Genomic DNA, 15,924 nt, shown 5'->3' on the forward strand with positions numbered 1-15,924 from the left:
GGGCGGGCCGGCGAGACCGACCTTGCCGACGAACGTGACGGTGTTGCCGCTCACCTCGGCGCACAGGCGGGTCGAAAGGCCGGACTGCAGGCCGGAGTTGCCGCAGGAGACCACGGTGTCGGTGGCGCTCGCGGGGGCGGCGACCGCGATTGCCGGGGTGAGGGCGGCGAGGCTCAGGCTCGCGACTGCGGCAGTGAGGAACGTCAAACGCTTCATAGTGGATCTCCCTGCAAGAGGGGCCGTCGGGCGGATCCGAACGGCTCACATGCCATGTGATATTTCACATGGCATGTGAAGATCAAGTGATCGTCACGTGAATGACTTGAAATCGTGTGACGGCGGCTCGGAAACGTCCAATTCTGGAAGCGGAGTTGACGGACCAGGCGGTGACAGAGGGGCGCGTCGGCCGGGTTCCTGGGCCGCTATCCGAAACTGCACGATGTCTACGGCACCCGAGTCCGCCGCACGCTGACCGAGCACGAACCCGCCCTCGGACCGACGCGCAACGACGAGCGCGCCGGGCAGAGCGCCTGCAAGCAGCAATCGCCAACCCCGACGCCGCCGCGGTGCTGCGCCTGTTGCGGGACCGCCGGTGGGGCATCGTCACCTCAGGCCGAACACCCACGGTCCGGCAGCGCCTCCGCGCAGGCGGGCCACCCGATCCTCCGATCCTGGTCGACAGCAGCCAGGTCCGACGGGGTAAACCCGATCCGGAGGGCCACCTACGCGCGGCCCAGCTCCTCAAGGTGCCGGCCTCGACTGCCTGGTGATCGAGGACGCTCCCGCCGACGTAGAAGCGGCCCGGGCCGCAGGCATGACGATGACCCCGAACTCGCCGGTTGCGAGCGCGTCCGCGACTGCTACGTGACCAACCACCTCCCGCTGGTCACCCGCCTGCCCGGCCGGCTCGCGTTGGCGCTACACCTTCGGCGTCGCAGCGACGCAGGGACAGACGCCCGTACTTCGCGGTCTTCGAAGCCGAGTTCGCTGACGCTGCGGCAGTGACTGTGGCAAGAGCGTCGCCGCAGGGCGCCAAGTGGCCGCCGATGTCGCCAACTACGCCACCGGCGGTGCGGTCGTCGTCATCCACTATCCGGTGCAACTCGGCACCGGCTGAGCCCGCTGGGCGGGGGTCCCGTCCGACGGGTCCAGGAGCAGCTGTTGGACGGCGCCCCCCAGCTGCAGCGACGCATTTCTGAACGACACACGCTTCACTCCGTCAGCGTGCCCGCTCCACGCGGCGCTCGTCCCACACCGGCTCCGGCGTCTCGCGTACCCCGCCGTCGCTGCCGAACACCAGGAAGCGGTCGAAGGATCGGGCAAACCAGCGGTCGTGGGTGACCGCCAGGACCGTCCCCTCGTACGCCTCCAGCCCCTCCTGCAGGGCCTCCGCCGACTCCAGGTCCAGGTTGTCGGTCGGCTCGTCCAGCAGCAGGGCGGTGGTTCCCTGCAGTTCCAGCAGCAGGATCTGAAAGCGCGCCTGCTGCCCGCCGGAGAGCCGGTCGAAAGCCTGGTCACCCTGCCGGTCCAACTCGTAGCGGCGGAGCGCCGACATGGCCGCCCCCCGGTCCTGGGCGTGCTCGGTCCACAGGATGTCCACCAGGGTGCGCCCCATCAGTTCGGGATGCGCATGCGTCTGGGCGAAGTGACCCGGTACCACCCGTGCGCCCAGCTTCACCGTGCCCGTGTGCGCCACGTCCTCCCCGGCCAGCAGCCGCAGGAAGTGCGACTTGCCCGAACCGTTGGAGCCGAGCACCGCCACCCGCTCGCCGTAGAAGATCTCCAGAGAGAAGGGCTTCATCAGCCCAGTCAGCTCCAACTGCGTACAGGTGACGGCCCGCACCCCGGTGCGCCCGCCGTGCAGACGCATCCGGATCTCCTGCTTGCGCGGTGGCTCCGGCGGCGGACCGGCCTCCTCGAACTTGCGCAGCCGGGTCCGGGCCGCCTGGTAACGAGAAGCCATGTCGTCGCTGCGCGCGGCGTACTGCTGCAGGTCCCGTACCAACTTTTTGAGTTGGGCGTGCTTCTCGTCCCAGCGGCGGCGCAGCTCCTCAAATCGGGCGAACCGCTCCTGCCGCGCCTCGTGGAAGGTGCCGAAACCGCCGCCGTGCACCCAGACGTCGGAGCCGGCCGGGCTCGGCTCCACCGCGATGATCCGCTCGGCGGCCCGTGCCAGCAGCTCCCGGTCGTGCGAGACGAACAGCACGGTCTTGCCGGTCTCGGCGAGCCGGTCCTCCAGCCACCGTTTGCCCGGTACGTCCAGGTAGTTGTCGGGCTCGTCCAGCAGGAGAACCTCGTCGGGACCGCGCAGCAGCGCCTCCAGGACGAGCCGCTTCTGCTCACCGCCCGAGAGCGTGCGAATCTGACGCCACTGCGCCTTCTCGTACGGCACGCCGAGCGCGGCCACGGTGCACATGTCCCACAGGGTCTCCGCCTCGTAGCCGCGTGCCTCCGCCCAGTCGGCCAGGGCCTGGGCGTACTTCATCTGAGCGGCCTCGTCGTCCACCGTCATGATCAGGCGTTCGGCCGCGTCCACGGCCTGCGCGGCTTTCCGGATGCCTGGCGGCGCCCCCGACACCAGCAGGTCGCGGACCGTGCTCTCGTCCCGCACCGAGCCGACGAACTGCCGCATCACCCCGACACCGCCGCTCGACGTGACCGTGCCGCTGTGCGGTTTCAGCTCGCCGGACAGCAGCCGCAACAGGGTCGTCTTGCCGGCGCCATTCGCGCCGACCAGGGCCGCCACCACTCCCTCGCCCACCCGGAACGACACGTCGCCGAGCAACGTCCGCCCGTCGGGCAGGTAGTACTCGAGGTGAGCGGCCTCCAGATGTCCCATCTTTCCTGTGTCCTTGTCTGCTGTACGGATACGGCGTGGGTGCGCCGGCGTGCTGTGTGGCAGGCGGTTCCCGGACCACGGTGCCATGCGGGTTTGGTCGACGGCTGCTCATTTTTTCCGGGCCGTTGGCGGCCGGGGGTCCCCCGGGGTCGCCAGGGCATCCGCTCAGGCTGCCTGGTCGAGGGCTTCCATTCGGAAATGGTCCAGCGCTGCTTGCATCCGGGAGATGGTTTCGGCCACGTCGCTGCCCTCCACGTCCACATGGCCCGACGAGGCGTGCCGGCCGATGACGTATTCGGTGAAACCGCCCGGACGTCCGTCGACCAGCGGCAGGGAGCGACAGGGAGCGGTCATGCGTCCTCCTTGGGCAAATGGAGGGCGGTGGAGTCGTACAGTTCCGGGTCCGCCGGATCGGGGTGGGTAGAGCCGGGGGTGCCGGCCGGGGCCGTGAACCGGTGGCGTACGGCGAAGGCGACGGCGGCGCCCGCGAGCAGGGCGGCGACCGCGGCGACGAAGGCCGCCCAGGTGCCGTAGGCGCCGACGAGGAGACCGCCGAGCTGGGCGCCGACGGCGGTGCCGACGACGTTCACGGTGATGACCCAGGTGAAGGCCTCGGTGATGGCGCCTGACGGGGCCGTGCGGGCGACGAGTTCGTATTCCACGGCCGTCACCGGGGCGATGACCACGCCGCCCAGGGCGAGGGCCACGCCCATCGACCAGTTGTCCCAGGCGAGCAGGGGCAGCGCGGTGAGCGCAGACAGGATGAGCAGGCCGACGGCGAAGGTGCGTTCGGCGGGCCAGTCCCGGGTACGGCTGCCGTACCAGAGCCCGCCGACGAGCCCGCCGATGCCCCAGGCACCGAAGATCAGGCCGATGCTGTCCGCGGAGCCGTGTTCCTCGGCGAAGGCCGGCAGGACCAGGTTGAACACGCCCATGGACACGGCCGCGCAGACCAGAACGGCCAGCAGCCGGACCAGGCCCGGCGAGCGCAGCGCGCCCAGCAGGTCGCTCTCGGTCTCCTCTGCGCGCCAGTTGCGCGAGGCTTGCGTGGTGGCGAAACCGATGGCCCCCACGCCCGCCAGAAGGCCGCCGACGACCAGGGCCGTGGCCGGGGTCCCCCAGAACAGTACGGCGCTCAGCAGCAGCGGTCCGCCGATGACGAAGACCTCGCTGAGCACCGCTTCCAGGGAGAATGCCGCCTCCCGGCCGCTGGGCAGCGCGCTCCACAGCGACCGGACACAGCCGCTGACCGGTGGGATCGTGGCGCCCGCGACGCTCGCGCACACCAGCTGCGGGATGCGGGCGTCGGGCGCGGTGCACACCAGGCCGATCAGTGCCAGCGGGTGGACGGCACCGGTCAGGAGGAGCAGGGGAGTCTGGCCGTATACGTCGACGCGGCGGGCGACGACCGGCGCAAGCACCGCACCGCCCAGCGTGTAGCAGGCCAGCAGCAGGCCCGCGGAGCCGTAGCCCGTGCCGCGCGAGGTGGCGAACACTACGAGGGCGAGCGTGACCAGGTACAGCGGGAACCGGCCGACGATGCTCCACAGCAGCGGGGCGCGCATGTTCTTGTCGCTCAGGACGGTGAGGAACCGGTTCCCGGCGGGCGGGGTCCGGGAGTCGGTTTCGGTGGACGGCATGTCGGGCCGGCTGTCGGATGCGGCGTGGGTCATGGCATTCTCTCGGTTCTCGTGGGGACGTCCACGAGGAGGGACGGTCCGCCGGGCAGGGAGGTTGCCGTTCAGAGCGCGGCAACGACGGCCGCGATCTCCTTGGCCAGCAGGATCTGTTCCGCCTCGTCGAGTTCCGGGGTGAGCGGTACGCACAGGGTGCGGCTCAGCCCGTCGCGAGTTGCGGCGAACCCGTCCCGGCTCAATGGCGCGTAACGGTCGTCGCCGTCGGCCAGGTTCCACGGGAACCCATCCGCGTACAGCGAGGCGCGGCCCGCCACCACCGGGTGCTCGGGCAAAAGGTACTTGTCCAGGCTCCAGCAGGGCAGCCCCCGTTCCTCCAGCCGCTCTATGGCCCGGTCTCGGAGGTGTCGCGACTCCAGCAGCAGTCGCACGCTGGTCTTGACGTCACCGGGGCGCTTGGGGATCACGGTGACGTCCGGGCGCTCGCCGAGCGTCTCCAGCGTCAGAGCGTAGTGCCGCTCCAGAGAGGAGAGGATCTCGTCCAGCCGCCGGAACTGCTGGAGCTGTACGGCGGCCACGGCCTCGTTGGCGCACAAGTTCTCGCCGTAGAACGCGCCGGGGTTCCAGCCCGGGTACTTGCCCTGCTCGCGGGCCGAGCCGTGGTCGGTGTAGGAGCGCAGGACGTCCCAATGGGAGGGGTCGCGGACCACGACCAGGCCGCCCTCGCCGGAGGTGAGGATCTTGGCGTGGTGGAAGCTGAACGTGCCCGCATAGCCGACGGTGCCGGCGTGCCGCCCGTCCGTGTGGCGTCCTCCCATGGCCTGCGCGGTGTCCTCGATCAGGTACGGCACCCGCTCGGGCAGGTCGACGACGGTGCCCTCCATGTGCGCCACCACCACTCGTTCCGCGTCCGCGGGCAGCAGCGAGGCGTCCAGGCCGAACCGTTCATCGACGTCGACGAGGACCGGAACCAGTCCGCAGGACAGCACGGCACCGGCCACTGCGACGAACGTGACCGCCGGTATGTACACGGGGTCGCCCATCCGCGGTCGGGTTCCCATCAGCGCCACGCGCAGGGCCTGTGTGCCGTTCGGCACGGTCAGCGCCCGCCCCGCGCCGAGCCGCTCGGCGGCGTACGCCTCCAGCAGGTCGGCGTTGCTCGGCGCAGGGGCGCTGTAGCGGAAGAGGACCTTGTTGTCGAGGGACCGGTGCAGTTCGGGGGTGTCCCCCAGGGAGAGGTAGTTGGCGCCGTAGGGGAGGGGACGCAGCATCAGCGGGCTTCCGTTCGAGGTGGGTTGGCAGGGGGTGCGGGGAGAGGCCGCGTCAGAACGGGGCGAGCAGGAGCTGCCGGACCTGACGGGCGACGCGCTGGGCACCGCGCCGGTCGTCGCCGGCGTGCTCCAGTGCCCGGGAGACGCTGTTCCAGAGCGGGTCGGCACCTCGGACGGCGCGGGCGGCCGAGCTGTCCGGTGAGGTCGCGTCGAGCACTTCGATGCAGGTCGCCTCGGTGATCCCTGCAAGCCGACCGGCCTGGTCCGCGTCCAGCGCTGGGAGCAGCAGCAGCGGGACCCGAGCGGCGTGCGCCTGGTTGACGGCAGTCAGCAGGGGCGAGGAGACCAGCAGAGACGCCTCGGCCAGCAGCCGCTCCGTGGCGGCCTCCTCGACCCCTATGACGGGCAGCGTGCCGGTGTCCTCTCCGGCTGCGGACAGCAGGGCGGGCCGGGCGGACACCGGCGCGTCGAGGACCACACCGAGCAGCGGTTTCCCGTCGTACCGTGCCGCTTCCGCGGCGGTGCGCAGGGTTGCGCCCGCCCGGGCGACGGCCGCGTGGTCGGCGGGGTGCAGATCCGGTGTGGACAGCTGGAGGACCGCGCCGCGCGCCGCGCGCGCCCGGGCGGCCCGGGGCGGCGCGATCGTGCCGACCGTGTGCACACCCATGGCGCGCTGCCCGCCCAGCCAGCCCGGCCGGTGCAGGCAGCGGACGGCCGACGGCGGCCAGGTGTCGCCGGGCGGGGGGCCACCGGAGGCGACGAATACCACGGGCACACCGGAGGCGCTCAGGCGCGCGGCGAGCACATCGTCGTCGCACACCACGGCGGCTCCGAGGGCGGGGCCCGCGTCCGGTTCGGCGGTCAGCTCGACTTCGGTGAGGTGGGCGCTGACGTGGCGCAGCGCGGCCTGGGACTCCAGCGTGGGTCGGGCGGCGGCGAGAACGCGCAGCCGCGGCGGGGCGGGATGCGGGGCTGTGGTGGGTGAGGACATGGTGGCTCCGGGCGCGGTCGGTTCCAGACGCGGGCGTGAGGGAAAGGCGGGGCCGTCAGTAGCGCCAGGCCGGTACGGCGCCCATGCGGGCGAGGTCGTCGCTGTAGCCGGCGGCGGTCGCGGAGCAGCCGCCGCACATCGTCGGACCCTGCTGCTTGAAGAGATCCGCGTGGGTGCGGAAGACCGGGCTGTCGAGCGTGACCTTGCCGTCGTCGGTGCGCAGCGGCGCGCCGCCGGGGCCCTCGTCCCCCTCCTTGTGCGGAAGGCAACTGCACGAGAACATCCGGCCGTTCTTGCCGTCCAGGTAGATCACGTCGTCGGTGACCAGACACAGCGGCTCCGAGGCGCGCGGCGGCAGGGACTCCTCGAAGAAGGCCTTCTGCTCCTCGGGTGTGTCGCCGTAGAAGCGCTTGCCGAGCGGTACGAGCGTGGTGGTCGGGTCGGCGGTGTAGATGGGCTCACAGGCGGCGATGACCTCCTCCGCCGACGGATAGCGGATCTCACGGTCCAGCTTGATCGCGGACAGCTCCCACTGCTGGACTCCGAGGTCGGTCAGTACCCGCTGCAGCTCGGGCATCTGCGCGAAGTTGTGGGGTCCCACGACGGAGTTGACGCGCGGGATGATCCCCAACTCCTTCGCCCGGCGCAGCCCTTCCAGACCGTTGTCGAACATGCCGGGAGAGCGGCGGTAGACGTCGTGGGTGGCGGCGGAGGAGCCGTCCAGGCTGACGATCACCTGGGCCAGTCCGGCGTCGGCGAGCCGGTCGACGAAGCGGGGCAGGAACATGCCATTCGTGATCAGCGACATGCGCATGCCGTGCTCCGTGCCCATACGCACCAGATCGACGACGTCCCGGTGCATCAGCGGCTCGCCGCCGGTGAAGCGGACGTAACCCACCCCCTTCGCCACCGCCTCCGGCAGCAATTCGGCGAAGTCCTCCGGGGTGAACCGGTAGGTGTCCCGGGACAGGGCGAACTCGCACATGAAGCAGTCGGCGTTACATGCCTCCAGCACACGGATGAACAGATACCGGTGTCGTTCCTGCATGATCGGTCAGCCTTTCAGGAAGGGAGGTCGGCGGGGCGGCGACTGGTGCCGCGGCGAGCCGCGGTGGCCAGCACGATGTCGGCGACCTGGGCCGCGCCGCCGGTGCCTACCAGCCGGGCCAGGGCGGTCCATTCGCCTTGCTGCCGCTCGACCGCGGCGAGGCAGGCGCCGATGCGCTCGGTCAGGGCCGCGCGGACCGGTGCGGGGGTGCGGGCGGCGCGCGCGATCCCGCCGTAGATCAGTTCCAGGGCGGCATCCTCGCCCGGCGATCCACCGTCGTCCGCGACGTCACCGGGTGCCGTGACCAGGCGGGCGTCGAGCACCTCCTGGGCGCGGAACACCTCCTCGGGCCACTCGGCGACCGGCGCCTCGGTGGCCTGCGCGTAGAAGGAGGCGTTGAGGATCTGGCTGATGTTCTGCGGGGGCAGGCACACCACGGGCACCCCGCGCGTGCTGGTCTCCAGCAGCGTGGTCAGACCGGGGGAGGTGAGCAGGACGTCGGCCTCAGCGATCTCGGTCAGGAAGCTCTGGTGGCCGAGGGCGCCGCTTCGTACGTCGAGGTCCGCCGGAACGGTGATGCCGTCGAACACCCCCTCGGGCACGTTGCCGCACAGCGTGACCTGCCGGGTGCCCCACGCGGCGAGAGCCTCAAGCGCGGCCGGCACCGTCAGGGACAGGTAGGCGGACGGATCGTCCAGCAGCGGTGACAGCAGGCCCCCCAGGCTGACCACCGCGCGGCGTTCGCCGGCCCGCCGCATCGCGCGTCCTGTCCGAGCCGGCCCGGGGACGACCACCGACTCGACCCAGCGCAGGTTCTCCACCCGGGCCAGCACGGGCCAGGCCGGATCCGGCAGCCCGGGAACCAGCTGCGCGCAGTAGGCGCTGGCTTGCAGTGGGAGGCTGTCCAGATCGTCCTTCGTCCACAGGAACGGCAGGCTGTCGACGAATACGACGGGGCAGCCGGCGTCCTCCAGCGCCACTGCGGCGGCCCGGTCCAGGACGCACACGGCGGCGTCCAGGGACCGCTCGTCCACCAGGGCGCGCAGCGCCCGCGCATCCGTGAGGTCGACGTCGTGCCACTCTTCGACACCGTGGCCGCGCACGATCTCGCGGCCGAGCCGCGAGCCGAGCCCGACGAAGCGCACGCGGTCGCCGTGCTCCGCCCGCAGCGTGTGCACGATCGCACCGAGCTTTCCGGCGCTGCCCCAGCCGAACTCGACACCGCACAGGGCGACGGTCACGGTGGCGGGCGGCCCGCCGGGCCCATCGGCCGGGGGGAGTGTCGGCGTTGCGGTCGTCATGCCGGCACCGCCGTTTCCGCGGTGGCCGGCTCCGCCGCGGGCGTGTGGGGGCGGTCCGTCGTGTGCCGGTGGTAGGCCAGGGCCGGGTCCAGCTCGGGTGCGCTCCACGGCCCCGGCCGGACGCCGAGACCGGCCGCCCAGTCCAGGGCGGTGCGGACCGCGCCGTCGAGGCCCTGCGCGGACCAGCTGCCGTCGAACGGCAGTTGCAGCACCGGGGAGATCTCGCCGAGTGCCGAAATCATCGGGCTGTAGGTGGTGCCGGGGTCGAGCAGCAGGGCGACGGGTTTGCGCAGCGCGGAGGCCCAGCCCAGTTCGAGCGCGACGCCCGTCGAGGGCGGGGTCCCCGGGTAGGCGAGCACCAGATCGGCACACTGCATCGCGCGGAAGTCCGAGGGGACGCACTCCTGTGGGGGCAGACCCCACTCGCCCCACCCCTCGTTGTGGTGGGCATTGAAGACCGCGTGCCCGGCGTCGAGTAGTGCCCCACGCAAGGCCGTCAGCCGCTGCCGCCACTGCGGGCGGACCACGCCATCGGCCGGATCGATGAACTGTACGAACGGCGCGGCGAGAAAGACACGCAGGCCACCGGTGGGGCCGTTGCCGATGCGCCGGCCGGCCGCGGTGTGCGCCGCGGCAGCGGACGTGGGGGGCAGGGGAGTGGTGCCGCTCATGCCTGCTCACCCGCCTCGGTCAGCCGGTCGTACTTCAGGGCATTGCCGCGTGCCAGCTCCACCGGGTAGCGCTGCTCGTTGACGGCGAGCTTCTCGCGGGCGGCGGCGAGCAGGTCGATACCGGCGGAACGGGACAGCCGCAGCAGATAGTTGAGGATGTCGGCAAGCTCGTGGGCGAGTTCGCGGCGGAACTCGGGGTCCTCGAAGGGGCGCGCCGCGGCCTCCTCCGGGGTGAGCCACTGCAGAAGCGCCAGCAGTTCCCCGCTCTCGCCGCCGAGGGCCATCGCCAGGTTCTTGGGGTTCTGGAAGGCGTCCCAGCCGCGTGCGGCTACGAAGGAGTGCAGTTCGGCGGCGTACTGGTCCAGGTCACTCATGTGCGTCTCCGGTGCGGTGTGGCGCTGCGGGCAGGATCAGGCCCCATTGAACGATGCAGGTGTCGGGGTGGTACGCGGCCGGCATCAGGCCCTCCAGGGACCAGCCGCGGCTCTGCATGAGCGCGGTGGTGGCGGGATCCGGCGGCTGGTGGGTGTAGAGCTTGCGACCGAGCCCGCGGTACAGGTCGGGCAGCTGGTCCAGGAGCTGGGCGAGGACGGTTGGATGGTCCGCGCACAGCGGCATCAGCTTGACGGACAGGCCCTTCTTCGGGCCGGCCGCGGCCACTCCGCGCACGGTGTTCGTTTCGTCCACCGCCACGTGCATGATCTTGAACTTCTGGTTGAGATCACCGTGGCGCCGCCGGTTGTGCCCGGCAATCAGCGCGTCCACCCAGTCCGCGTTCACACCCCGGTACGCGGGCTGCATGGCGCGCAGCACGAGCTCACGCAGCCCGGTCGCGTCCTGTGGCCGGAACAGGCGGATGCGGGCGCCGTTGACGGCGCCGTTGTGGTCATCCCCGGCGGGTTCCGTGCGCAGGGTCAGGTCCTTGTAGAGCATGTGCTCGGTGCTGTCCGACTTGTACTGGCCGGGCGCGCCGCCCGCCAGCACGAAGCCATGCCAGAGGAAGAAGTCGATCGCGGCGGTGTTGGCGGCGGCGACCGTGCAGTAGAGCTGCCGGGCGCCGGCCTCGCGGGCGAAGTCCTCCGCCGCGCGCAACAGCGTGGTGCCGAGTCTGGAGCGGCTGCGGTGCTCCGGCACGAGGATCAGCGGACTGATCTTCACCGTACCCTGGCGCTTGACCACCAGGTGCAGCACGCCCAGCCGCTCGGCGTCGGGGGTGTCGTCCGAACACAGCATGAAGGTGTGCTGGGAGTGGGAGAAGTGGCCGAACGGGTCGCTTCCGGAGGCGAGGTGCGCATTGAGGACGCGATCGGCGTGCGCGGCGTGGTCACCGTCGTAGAACGGGCTGAGCGCGCTGGTGAAAAGGGACCTGAGGAAGTCCCGGTCGTCCTCACCGGCCGCGCGGATGCGCGGGGAACCGGCCTGGGGCGGCTCGGTCATGGGCGAGGGCGTCTGTGTCAGGGCTGTCACCGTGTGATCACCTTGGTCTGGGTCGCTGGGCTGCTGTCGCTGTTCACACCAGGTGCCGTCCGGCCGAAAGTTCCCGCGTGGCACGGGACTTGCGCAGGTACCGGGTGGGCGGGGTCTTCTTCAGCCGACGGTCGGTGCCATGGGACTCCGCATCGTGGGTCGCCGTCTGCCGCGGGACCACACGCCCTGTCGTCACCGCGCGCCCGCTGCGGCGGGCGCCGAGACATCCGGGACAGGGCCTCGACATCACCGCGGCTCTCTCGTTCGTGGCAGGACGCTAGGCGCGGCCGGACAAGTTTGTCAATCACTCATCGAGGATTGTCAAAGTTTGGCAAGTGATCTAGCTTCGAACTGATCGAGCGGCCCGCCGCCGGCTTCCGGGAACACCCCGTTCCGGCCCGGCCCGGCCGTGCACTGACCAGCCTCCGGTGGGCCTACAGACACCACCGCATTCAACATTCCGGGGGAAGACTCATGATGAACGCCCGTCGCACTACCACCGCCGTCCTGTCGGCTGCCGTCCTCGCACTCGGGCCGGCAGCCGTCCACGTCGGCCCCGAGGGCCGTACGGTCCAGGCCGCGCACGTGAGGATCGACTGGCCGCTTCACGGCGCGCACGGCGTCCGCGCGCAGTCCGCTACGGCCGCCGTGGGGGACCGCATCGACTGGCCGTAACCTGCGGGTCGCCCGGTTGCGGAGAGGGTTTGCGCCCTGTGCGGTACGGGCCGCGGTGACCGGCCTTGACCTGTACGGCGTCTGCGGTGACGGGCTGAACTGTGCGGAGCGCCCAGTGCCGCGGGCCGTGGCCTGTGTGGTGGCCGTGGGGTTACTGCTCGTGACCCGCCGACGGGCGCCGGGCCTCCGCGGCCGGCGCCCGCTCGCCGTGACGGCCCGCTCCGCGTCCCGGCATGGGAGCGGCGGGCCGCCGCGGCGTCCCACGCAGGGCGGAAGCGGTGCCCGGGCGCGGCTTGCGACCTCTGCAGTCCCGGCGCCCGGCCCGGGTTGCCGGGTCGCCGCCCCCTCGCCGGCCAGGGTTGCCAAGAGTTGACAACCTTGTGTCCCGCACTGAATATGGTTCCGTTCACGGGGACCAACAGGCTCAGGGATGGCAGGGATGGCTAAGTGCTCGAACAGCCCAAGTTCGGACAGCTGTTGAAGACCCTCAGACAGGAGCAGGGCCTGTCCCAGGCCGAGGTTGCCGAGGGGGGCCTGTCCACCGCGTATCTGTCACGCCTGGAGTCCGGGGCCCGGCGCCCGACCGCCAAGGTGCTCGACCATCTCACCCGGCGCCTGGGTGTGCCCGCGTCCGTTTTCTCGGGCACCCACACCTCGCTGCTGGGTCAGGCCCTCGCCTCCGCCAGTTCCTCGGACGACACCGACGACGCCGTACGGCTGCTCGGTGAGGCCGTCCAGGCGGGGAGCGGCGAGGATCTCTCCTTGCGCTGGCTGTCCCTGTGGAAGCTGGCCCAGCTGCATGCCAAGCAGGGCAAGCGCCAGGACGAACTCGCCGCGGCACGCGAACTCATCGAGCTCAGCGACCGCCTCGCGGTGCCCACCCTCCAGGTGCGCTCCCGCACTCTCCTCGCCCGCTGCTTGCGTGCCGTCGGTGACATCGACGAGGCCCGCGCCGTCGCCCAGACCGCCCTCAGTACCGCCGGCAACGGGGCCGTCCCCGTGGCAGACACCATCCGCGCCCAACTGGTGCTCGTCTCGGTCGCGGCGGAGTCGGGCCTGATCACGGAGGCGCGCCGGCTCGCCGACCGGCTGCTGGAACCGATCGATGTCCTGCCCCCCGTGCTGCGTGCCGAGTCCCTGTGGTCGGCCGCCAACGTACGCATCCGCCAAGGCGACTACCCGGGCGCCGCCGAGCTGTTGCAGCGGGCCCTGACCGAACTGCCCAGCCACGACGACCTGATGCTGCGGCTGCGGCTGGCCGCCTCTTCCCTGTACCTGCAGATGACCCCGCGCCGGGTGACCGAGGCCCAACAGTGGCTGACCGAGGCCGAACGCGCCTTGGGTGTCTTCGGAGGCCCGCTGCACCGCCAGGAGCTTCTCGTCATCAAGGCCCATCTCGCCTTTCACCAGCGGGACTTGGCTCAGGCCAAGGGGCTGTGCGAACAGCTCACCGACGCCCTGCCGCAGCTGACCTTCCGCGACCGGATCCGGCTTGAGGTCCTCGCCCACCAGATCCGCATCCTCGAGGGCGACCGCGAAGCCGGCGTCCGCCGTATCGAGGAACTTGCCCAGGAGGCCCAGAGCGCCTCCAACGTCCACCTGGCCTCTGAGATCTGGCGCACGCTGGCCGAGACTCTGGCCTGGGCCTCGGAGAGGCAGGCCGCCCCGGCCTCCGGGAGCCCTCGAACTTCCATGAAGGAGTCACCCGCTCATGCAGTCCGCGCTCCACGCTGACGCCGACGGGACGGCGGTCCCGGCCTCCTCCCCCTTCCTGACGGTGGACGACCCGGCCGCGTACACCGCGGCCGTCGAGCAGTTCCTCACCGACCCCTCGCCCGCGACCGTCCCGGTGTGGACCGGTGGCCGCCCGGACCTCGTCGCCTCAGTCGGGCGCGCAGCCACGGTGTACGCGGGTGTGCGCCGCCCGGCTCCCCACGCACGCGGCATCCTGCTGAGCCCCGGCACCCTGCCCGCCGGGCTTGCGGCACTGATCGCACCGCTCGCCGAGGAGTGGCTCGACGAGAAGGAACTCACAGCCGCGCTCTTCGATGAACTGGGCACGCGACGCCGAGCGCCGGAGGGTCCCGGCGATGGCACCCCCACGGGCGGGCCTGGGACCACGGGGGCGGCGGAGAGCCGTCCGGACGACGGCCCGGCGGACGGGCCTGTCGTCGGGGGCACGGCGAAGGAGGGTGACACCCTTGAGGGGAGCCGGGACGGGGGTACTTCGGGCGCATCCGGACCGGCCCCCGCGCGTTCCCTGGTGATCGCCGGCCTGTACGAGCACTTCACCCTCGACCCGCTGTGGGCCGCCCTGCTGGCTGCTGCCCACCGCGCCGACGTGTCGCTCACCTTCCTCACCGGCCGTGACGCCGCGTCCCTCGCCTGGTTCACCGCCAAGCAGTACGCCCGCATCGCCGTGGACGTCCAGCGGCTGGGCCTGTACACCTCCACCGACCGCCCCCTGGCCCCGGCGGGCATCCACCTGCGCGACGAACGCGACGTGGGGAGCGAGGACATCAAAACCGAGATTCTCGGCGCCCGCTGGAGGCGGATCTTCTTCCAGGGCCACGGCAAGGACGACTCGCTCAACCTCGCCGACTTCACCGTGTGCGGCCTGAACGAGACCGCCCCGCGTGCCCCAGGGCTTCTCGGTCCGGCCTGCGCCTACGGTCCCACCTGCTACAAGCCCATGGACAAGCTGATCCAGCTGCGCGAGGTCCGCGCCGCCGAGATCGTCCTGAGTTCGTGCAACAACGCTCCCTTCGCCGACGCGGCCATGTACGACCCGAAGTACCAGCTGATGCTCAACGCGATCGACGGCACCGCCAAGGACGTTGTCGCCGCGGTCACCATCCATGACTCCGACCGCGTGGAGAACCGGGTCTGGATGGACGCCGCCCTCTCCGGAGCCCCCTCCGCCCCGAGCCTGAATGCCGGCATCTCCACCGCCCAGCCCTTCCCCGCCTATCTCCACTTCGGCATGGCCGCCGACGACGCGAGCCCCATACCCGAGCCGCCGTCCGTGGACCCCGAGCCGCTGCTCCTCACCACCTCCGCCCGCCTCACCGCCTACCTCGCCGGCGGGCTGCTGCCCCCGAACAACCCGCTGCGTCCCCGGCTGGGCAAGCTCGCCGCCAAGGTCGAGGGACTGGTCACCCGCCGCTCACTGGCGGTCCGTGACCAGACTGGCACGATGCGCAGCCTCCTGGACGATCTGCAGTCCCTGGACCAGGCCATAGCTGCACGGATCGCCGAGGACCCGGAGAACGAGCTCAGCGACTACCCGGCCCACTTCGGCGACCGCAGTCGCCTCGACACGTCCTCCGCGACGCAGGTGAAGTGCCACTGCGGTCGGCCCGCCGAGCGGTACACCCGCAGGGCCCTGGTGCCCACCGCGCTCGACACCGAGTGCGTCATCTGCCCGCGCTGCGGGGACGTCTCCTTGCGGCTGCCCGGCGCGCCAACGGTGCTGATCCATGCCGACGACGAGGTGCCCCAGGGCGGCACCCTCCGGGTACGGCTGGTGGTTCGTGGCGCCCGCACCGGCCCGCTGCGGCTCGGCGTTTACGTTCCGCGTTACCTGCGCGCCGACTGCGCGGTGGAGCCTGCCCTGCACAGGATCCGTGTCGCGCCCGATGAGGACCGTGAGGCCGAGTTCGTTCTGAGCCTGTCCGCCGACACCTCGCCCCAGGCTTACTACCTGACCGCGTACGCCGTGCAGGACCTCGCCGTGACGATGGCCCGCCGCCACTTCGGCGTTGTGCCGAGCTGATCCCCGAGCCGTCCCGGACGTGCGTGCCCCCGTCTTCGCGGAATCCTTCCCCCCCCCCGGACGACGTAGCCGCAGCGCTGAAGGGGGGGGCACGCCAGTTCCCGCCGTAATGACCTCCACCGGGTGGCGGTGGCCCTTGTGTGACGGCGCTGCGGACTTGCTCCTGGACCGGCCCGCACCGCCACGTCTCCCTGGTCACCGCCGCCCACGCCTTCCTCACCAAGCGCGGCCGGCCCGGTCCAGACACCCCCC

General features: G+C 71.4%; 15 protein-coding genes. 4 read left to right on the forward strand and 11 right to left on the reverse strand.

From position 1 onward, the window contains the following. Positions 1 to 216: hypothetical protein (locus tag ACJA3G_RS01980; RefSeq protein ID WP_406551085.1), on the reverse strand; the 216-nt coding region annotated here is incomplete at its 3' end. 170 nt (positions 217 to 386) lie between these two features. On the opposite strand from ACJA3G_RS01980, the gene ACJA3G_RS01985 reads away from it, so the two are divergent. Then, positions 387 to 770 (forward strand): HAD family hydrolase, encoded by a 384-nt coding sequence (locus ACJA3G_RS01985; protein WP_406551116.1) that lies wholly within the window; start codon positions 387 to 389, stop codon positions 768 to 770. 449 nt (positions 771 to 1,219) lie between these two features. On the opposite strand, the gene ACJA3G_RS01990 is transcribed toward ACJA3G_RS01985, so the two are convergent. The 10 genes from ACJA3G_RS01990 to ACJA3G_RS02035 all read right to left on the reverse strand — a co-directional run bounded on the left by ACJA3G_RS01990 (position 1,220) and on the right by ACJA3G_RS02035 (position 11,222). After that, complete coding sequence (locus ACJA3G_RS01990; RefSeq protein ID WP_406551086.1) at positions 1,220 to 2,839, reverse strand: ABC-F family ATP-binding cassette domain-containing protein; 1,620 nt, start codon at positions 2,837 to 2,839, stop codon at positions 1,220 to 1,222. A gap of 165 nt (positions 2,840 to 3,004) precedes the next feature. Then, complete coding sequence (locus ACJA3G_RS01995) at positions 3,005 to 3,193, reverse strand: hypothetical protein (RefSeq protein WP_406551087.1); 189 nt, start codon at positions 3,191 to 3,193, stop codon at positions 3,005 to 3,007. Then, the gene (locus ACJA3G_RS02000; RefSeq protein ID WP_406551088.1) at positions 3,190 to 4,512 is read right to left on the reverse strand and encodes an MFS transporter; all 1,323 of its coding nucleotides are present in this window, start codon (positions 4,510 to 4,512) and stop codon (positions 3,190 to 3,192) included. Before ACJA3G_RS02000 ends, ACJA3G_RS01995 begins: the two co-directional genes overlap by 4 nt. A gap of 68 nt (positions 4,513 to 4,580) precedes the next feature. Beyond that, positions 4,581 to 5,744 (reverse strand): DegT/DnrJ/EryC1/StrS family aminotransferase, encoded by a 1,164-nt coding sequence (locus ACJA3G_RS02005; RefSeq protein WP_406551089.1) that lies wholly within the window; start codon positions 5,742 to 5,744, stop codon positions 4,581 to 4,583. A gap of 52 nt (positions 5,745 to 5,796) precedes the next feature. After that, on the reverse strand, positions 5,797 to 6,735 hold the full coding sequence (gene blsF, locus ACJA3G_RS02010) for a CGA synthase-related protein (RefSeq protein WP_406551090.1): 939 nt from the start codon (positions 6,733 to 6,735) through the stop codon (positions 5,797 to 5,799). Positions 6,736 to 6,790: 55 nt separating this feature from the next. After that, complete coding sequence (gene blsE, locus ACJA3G_RS02015; protein ID WP_406551091.1) at positions 6,791 to 7,783, reverse strand: cytosylglucuronate decarboxylase; 993 nt, start codon at positions 7,781 to 7,783, stop codon at positions 6,791 to 6,793. Positions 7,784 to 7,797: 14 nt separating this feature from the next. After that, complete coding sequence (locus tag ACJA3G_RS02020; protein ID WP_406551092.1) at positions 7,798 to 9,084, reverse strand: hydroxymethylcytosylglucuronate/cytosylglucuronate synthase; 1,287 nt, start codon at positions 9,082 to 9,084, stop codon at positions 7,798 to 7,800. Continuing rightward, complete coding sequence (locus ACJA3G_RS02025) at positions 9,081 to 9,755, reverse strand: hypothetical protein (RefSeq protein ID WP_406551093.1); 675 nt, start codon at positions 9,753 to 9,755, stop codon at positions 9,081 to 9,083. The genes ACJA3G_RS02020 and ACJA3G_RS02025 overlap by 4 nt, the downstream gene beginning before the upstream one ends. Continuing rightward, positions 9,752 to 10,129, reverse strand: a complete 378-nt coding sequence (locus tag ACJA3G_RS02030; protein WP_406551094.1) for a nucleotide pyrophosphohydrolase — start codon at positions 10,127 to 10,129, stop codon at positions 9,752 to 9,754. Before ACJA3G_RS02030 ends, ACJA3G_RS02025 begins: the two co-directional genes overlap by 4 nt. Next, on the reverse strand, positions 10,122 to 11,222 hold the full coding sequence (locus ACJA3G_RS02035) for a GNAT family N-acetyltransferase (RefSeq protein ID WP_406551095.1): 1,101 nt from the start codon (positions 11,220 to 11,222) through the stop codon (positions 10,122 to 10,124). Before ACJA3G_RS02035 ends, ACJA3G_RS02030 begins: the two co-directional genes overlap by 8 nt. Positions 11,223 to 11,696: 474 nt before the next feature. On the opposite strand from ACJA3G_RS02035, the gene ACJA3G_RS02040 reads away from it, so the two are divergent. The 3 genes from ACJA3G_RS02040 to ACJA3G_RS02050 all read left to right on the forward strand — a co-directional run bounded on the left by ACJA3G_RS02040 (position 11,697) and on the right by ACJA3G_RS02050 (position 15,672). Further along, the gene (locus ACJA3G_RS02040) at positions 11,697 to 11,897 is read left to right on the forward strand and encodes a hypothetical protein (RefSeq protein WP_406551096.1); all 201 of its coding nucleotides are present in this window, start codon (positions 11,697 to 11,699) and stop codon (positions 11,895 to 11,897) included. Positions 11,898 to 12,344: 447 nt separating this feature from the next. Beyond that, a complete protein-coding gene (locus tag ACJA3G_RS02045) occupies positions 12,345 to 13,631 on the forward strand; it encodes a helix-turn-helix domain-containing protein (protein WP_406551097.1) in 1,287 nt (428 codons plus the stop codon). Then, positions 13,609 to 15,672 carry a hypothetical protein gene (locus tag ACJA3G_RS02050; RefSeq protein ID WP_406551098.1) on the forward strand — a complete coding sequence of 688 codons (2,064 nt, stop codon included), beginning with the start codon at positions 13,609 to 13,611 and terminating at the stop codon, positions 15,670 to 15,672. Before ACJA3G_RS02045 ends, ACJA3G_RS02050 begins: the two co-directional genes overlap by 23 nt. Positions 15,673 to 15,924 lie beyond the last annotated feature (252 nt).

It is taken from the genome of Streptomyces sp. YS-3 (genome assembly GCF_045257485.1).
Lineage (GTDB): Bacteria > Actinomycetota > Actinomycetes > Streptomycetales > Streptomycetaceae > Streptomyces.

What these genes read in the sequence shown, in the direction of transcription:
- blsF (WP_406551090.1), bottom strand. Translation starts at nt 6,735, where the DNA reads ATGTCCTCACCCACCACAGCCCCGCATCCCGCCCCGCCGCGGCTGCGC.
- ACJA3G_RS02030 (WP_406551094.1), bottom strand. Translation starts at nt 10,129, where the DNA reads ATGAGTGACCTGGACCAGTACGCCGCCGAACTGCACTCCTTCGTAGCC.
- blsE (WP_406551091.1), bottom strand. Translation starts at nt 7,783, where the DNA reads ATGCAGGAACGACACCGGTATCTGTTCATCCGTGTGCTGGAGGCATGT.
- ACJA3G_RS01995 (WP_406551087.1), bottom strand. Translation starts at nt 3,193, where the DNA reads ATGACCGCTCCCTGTCGCTCCCTGCCGCTGGTCGACGGACGTCCGGGC.
- ACJA3G_RS02020 (WP_406551092.1), bottom strand. Translation starts at nt 9,084, where the DNA reads ATGACGACCGCAACGCCGACACTCCCCCCGGCCGATGGGCCCGGCGGG.
- ACJA3G_RS02000 (WP_406551088.1), bottom strand. Translation starts at nt 4,512, where the DNA reads ATGACCCACGCCGCATCCGACAGCCGGCCCGACATGCCGTCCACCGAA.
- ACJA3G_RS02025 (WP_406551093.1), bottom strand. Translation starts at nt 9,755, where the DNA reads ATGAGCGGCACCACTCCCCTGCCCCCCACGTCCGCTGCCGCGGCGCAC.
- ACJA3G_RS02040 (WP_406551096.1), top strand. Translation starts at nt 11,697, where the DNA reads ATGATGAACGCCCGTCGCACTACCACCGCCGTCCTGTCGGCTGCCGTC.
- ACJA3G_RS01990 (WP_406551086.1), bottom strand. Translation starts at nt 2,839, where the DNA reads ATGGGACATCTGGAGGCCGCTCACCTCGAGTACTACCTGCCCGACGGG.
- ACJA3G_RS02005 (WP_406551089.1), bottom strand. Translation starts at nt 5,744, where the DNA reads ATGCTGCGTCCCCTCCCCTACGGCGCCAACTACCTCTCCCTGGGGGAC.
- ACJA3G_RS02050 (WP_406551098.1), top strand. Translation starts at nt 13,609, where the DNA reads ATGCAGTCCGCGCTCCACGCTGACGCCGACGGGACGGCGGTCCCGGCC.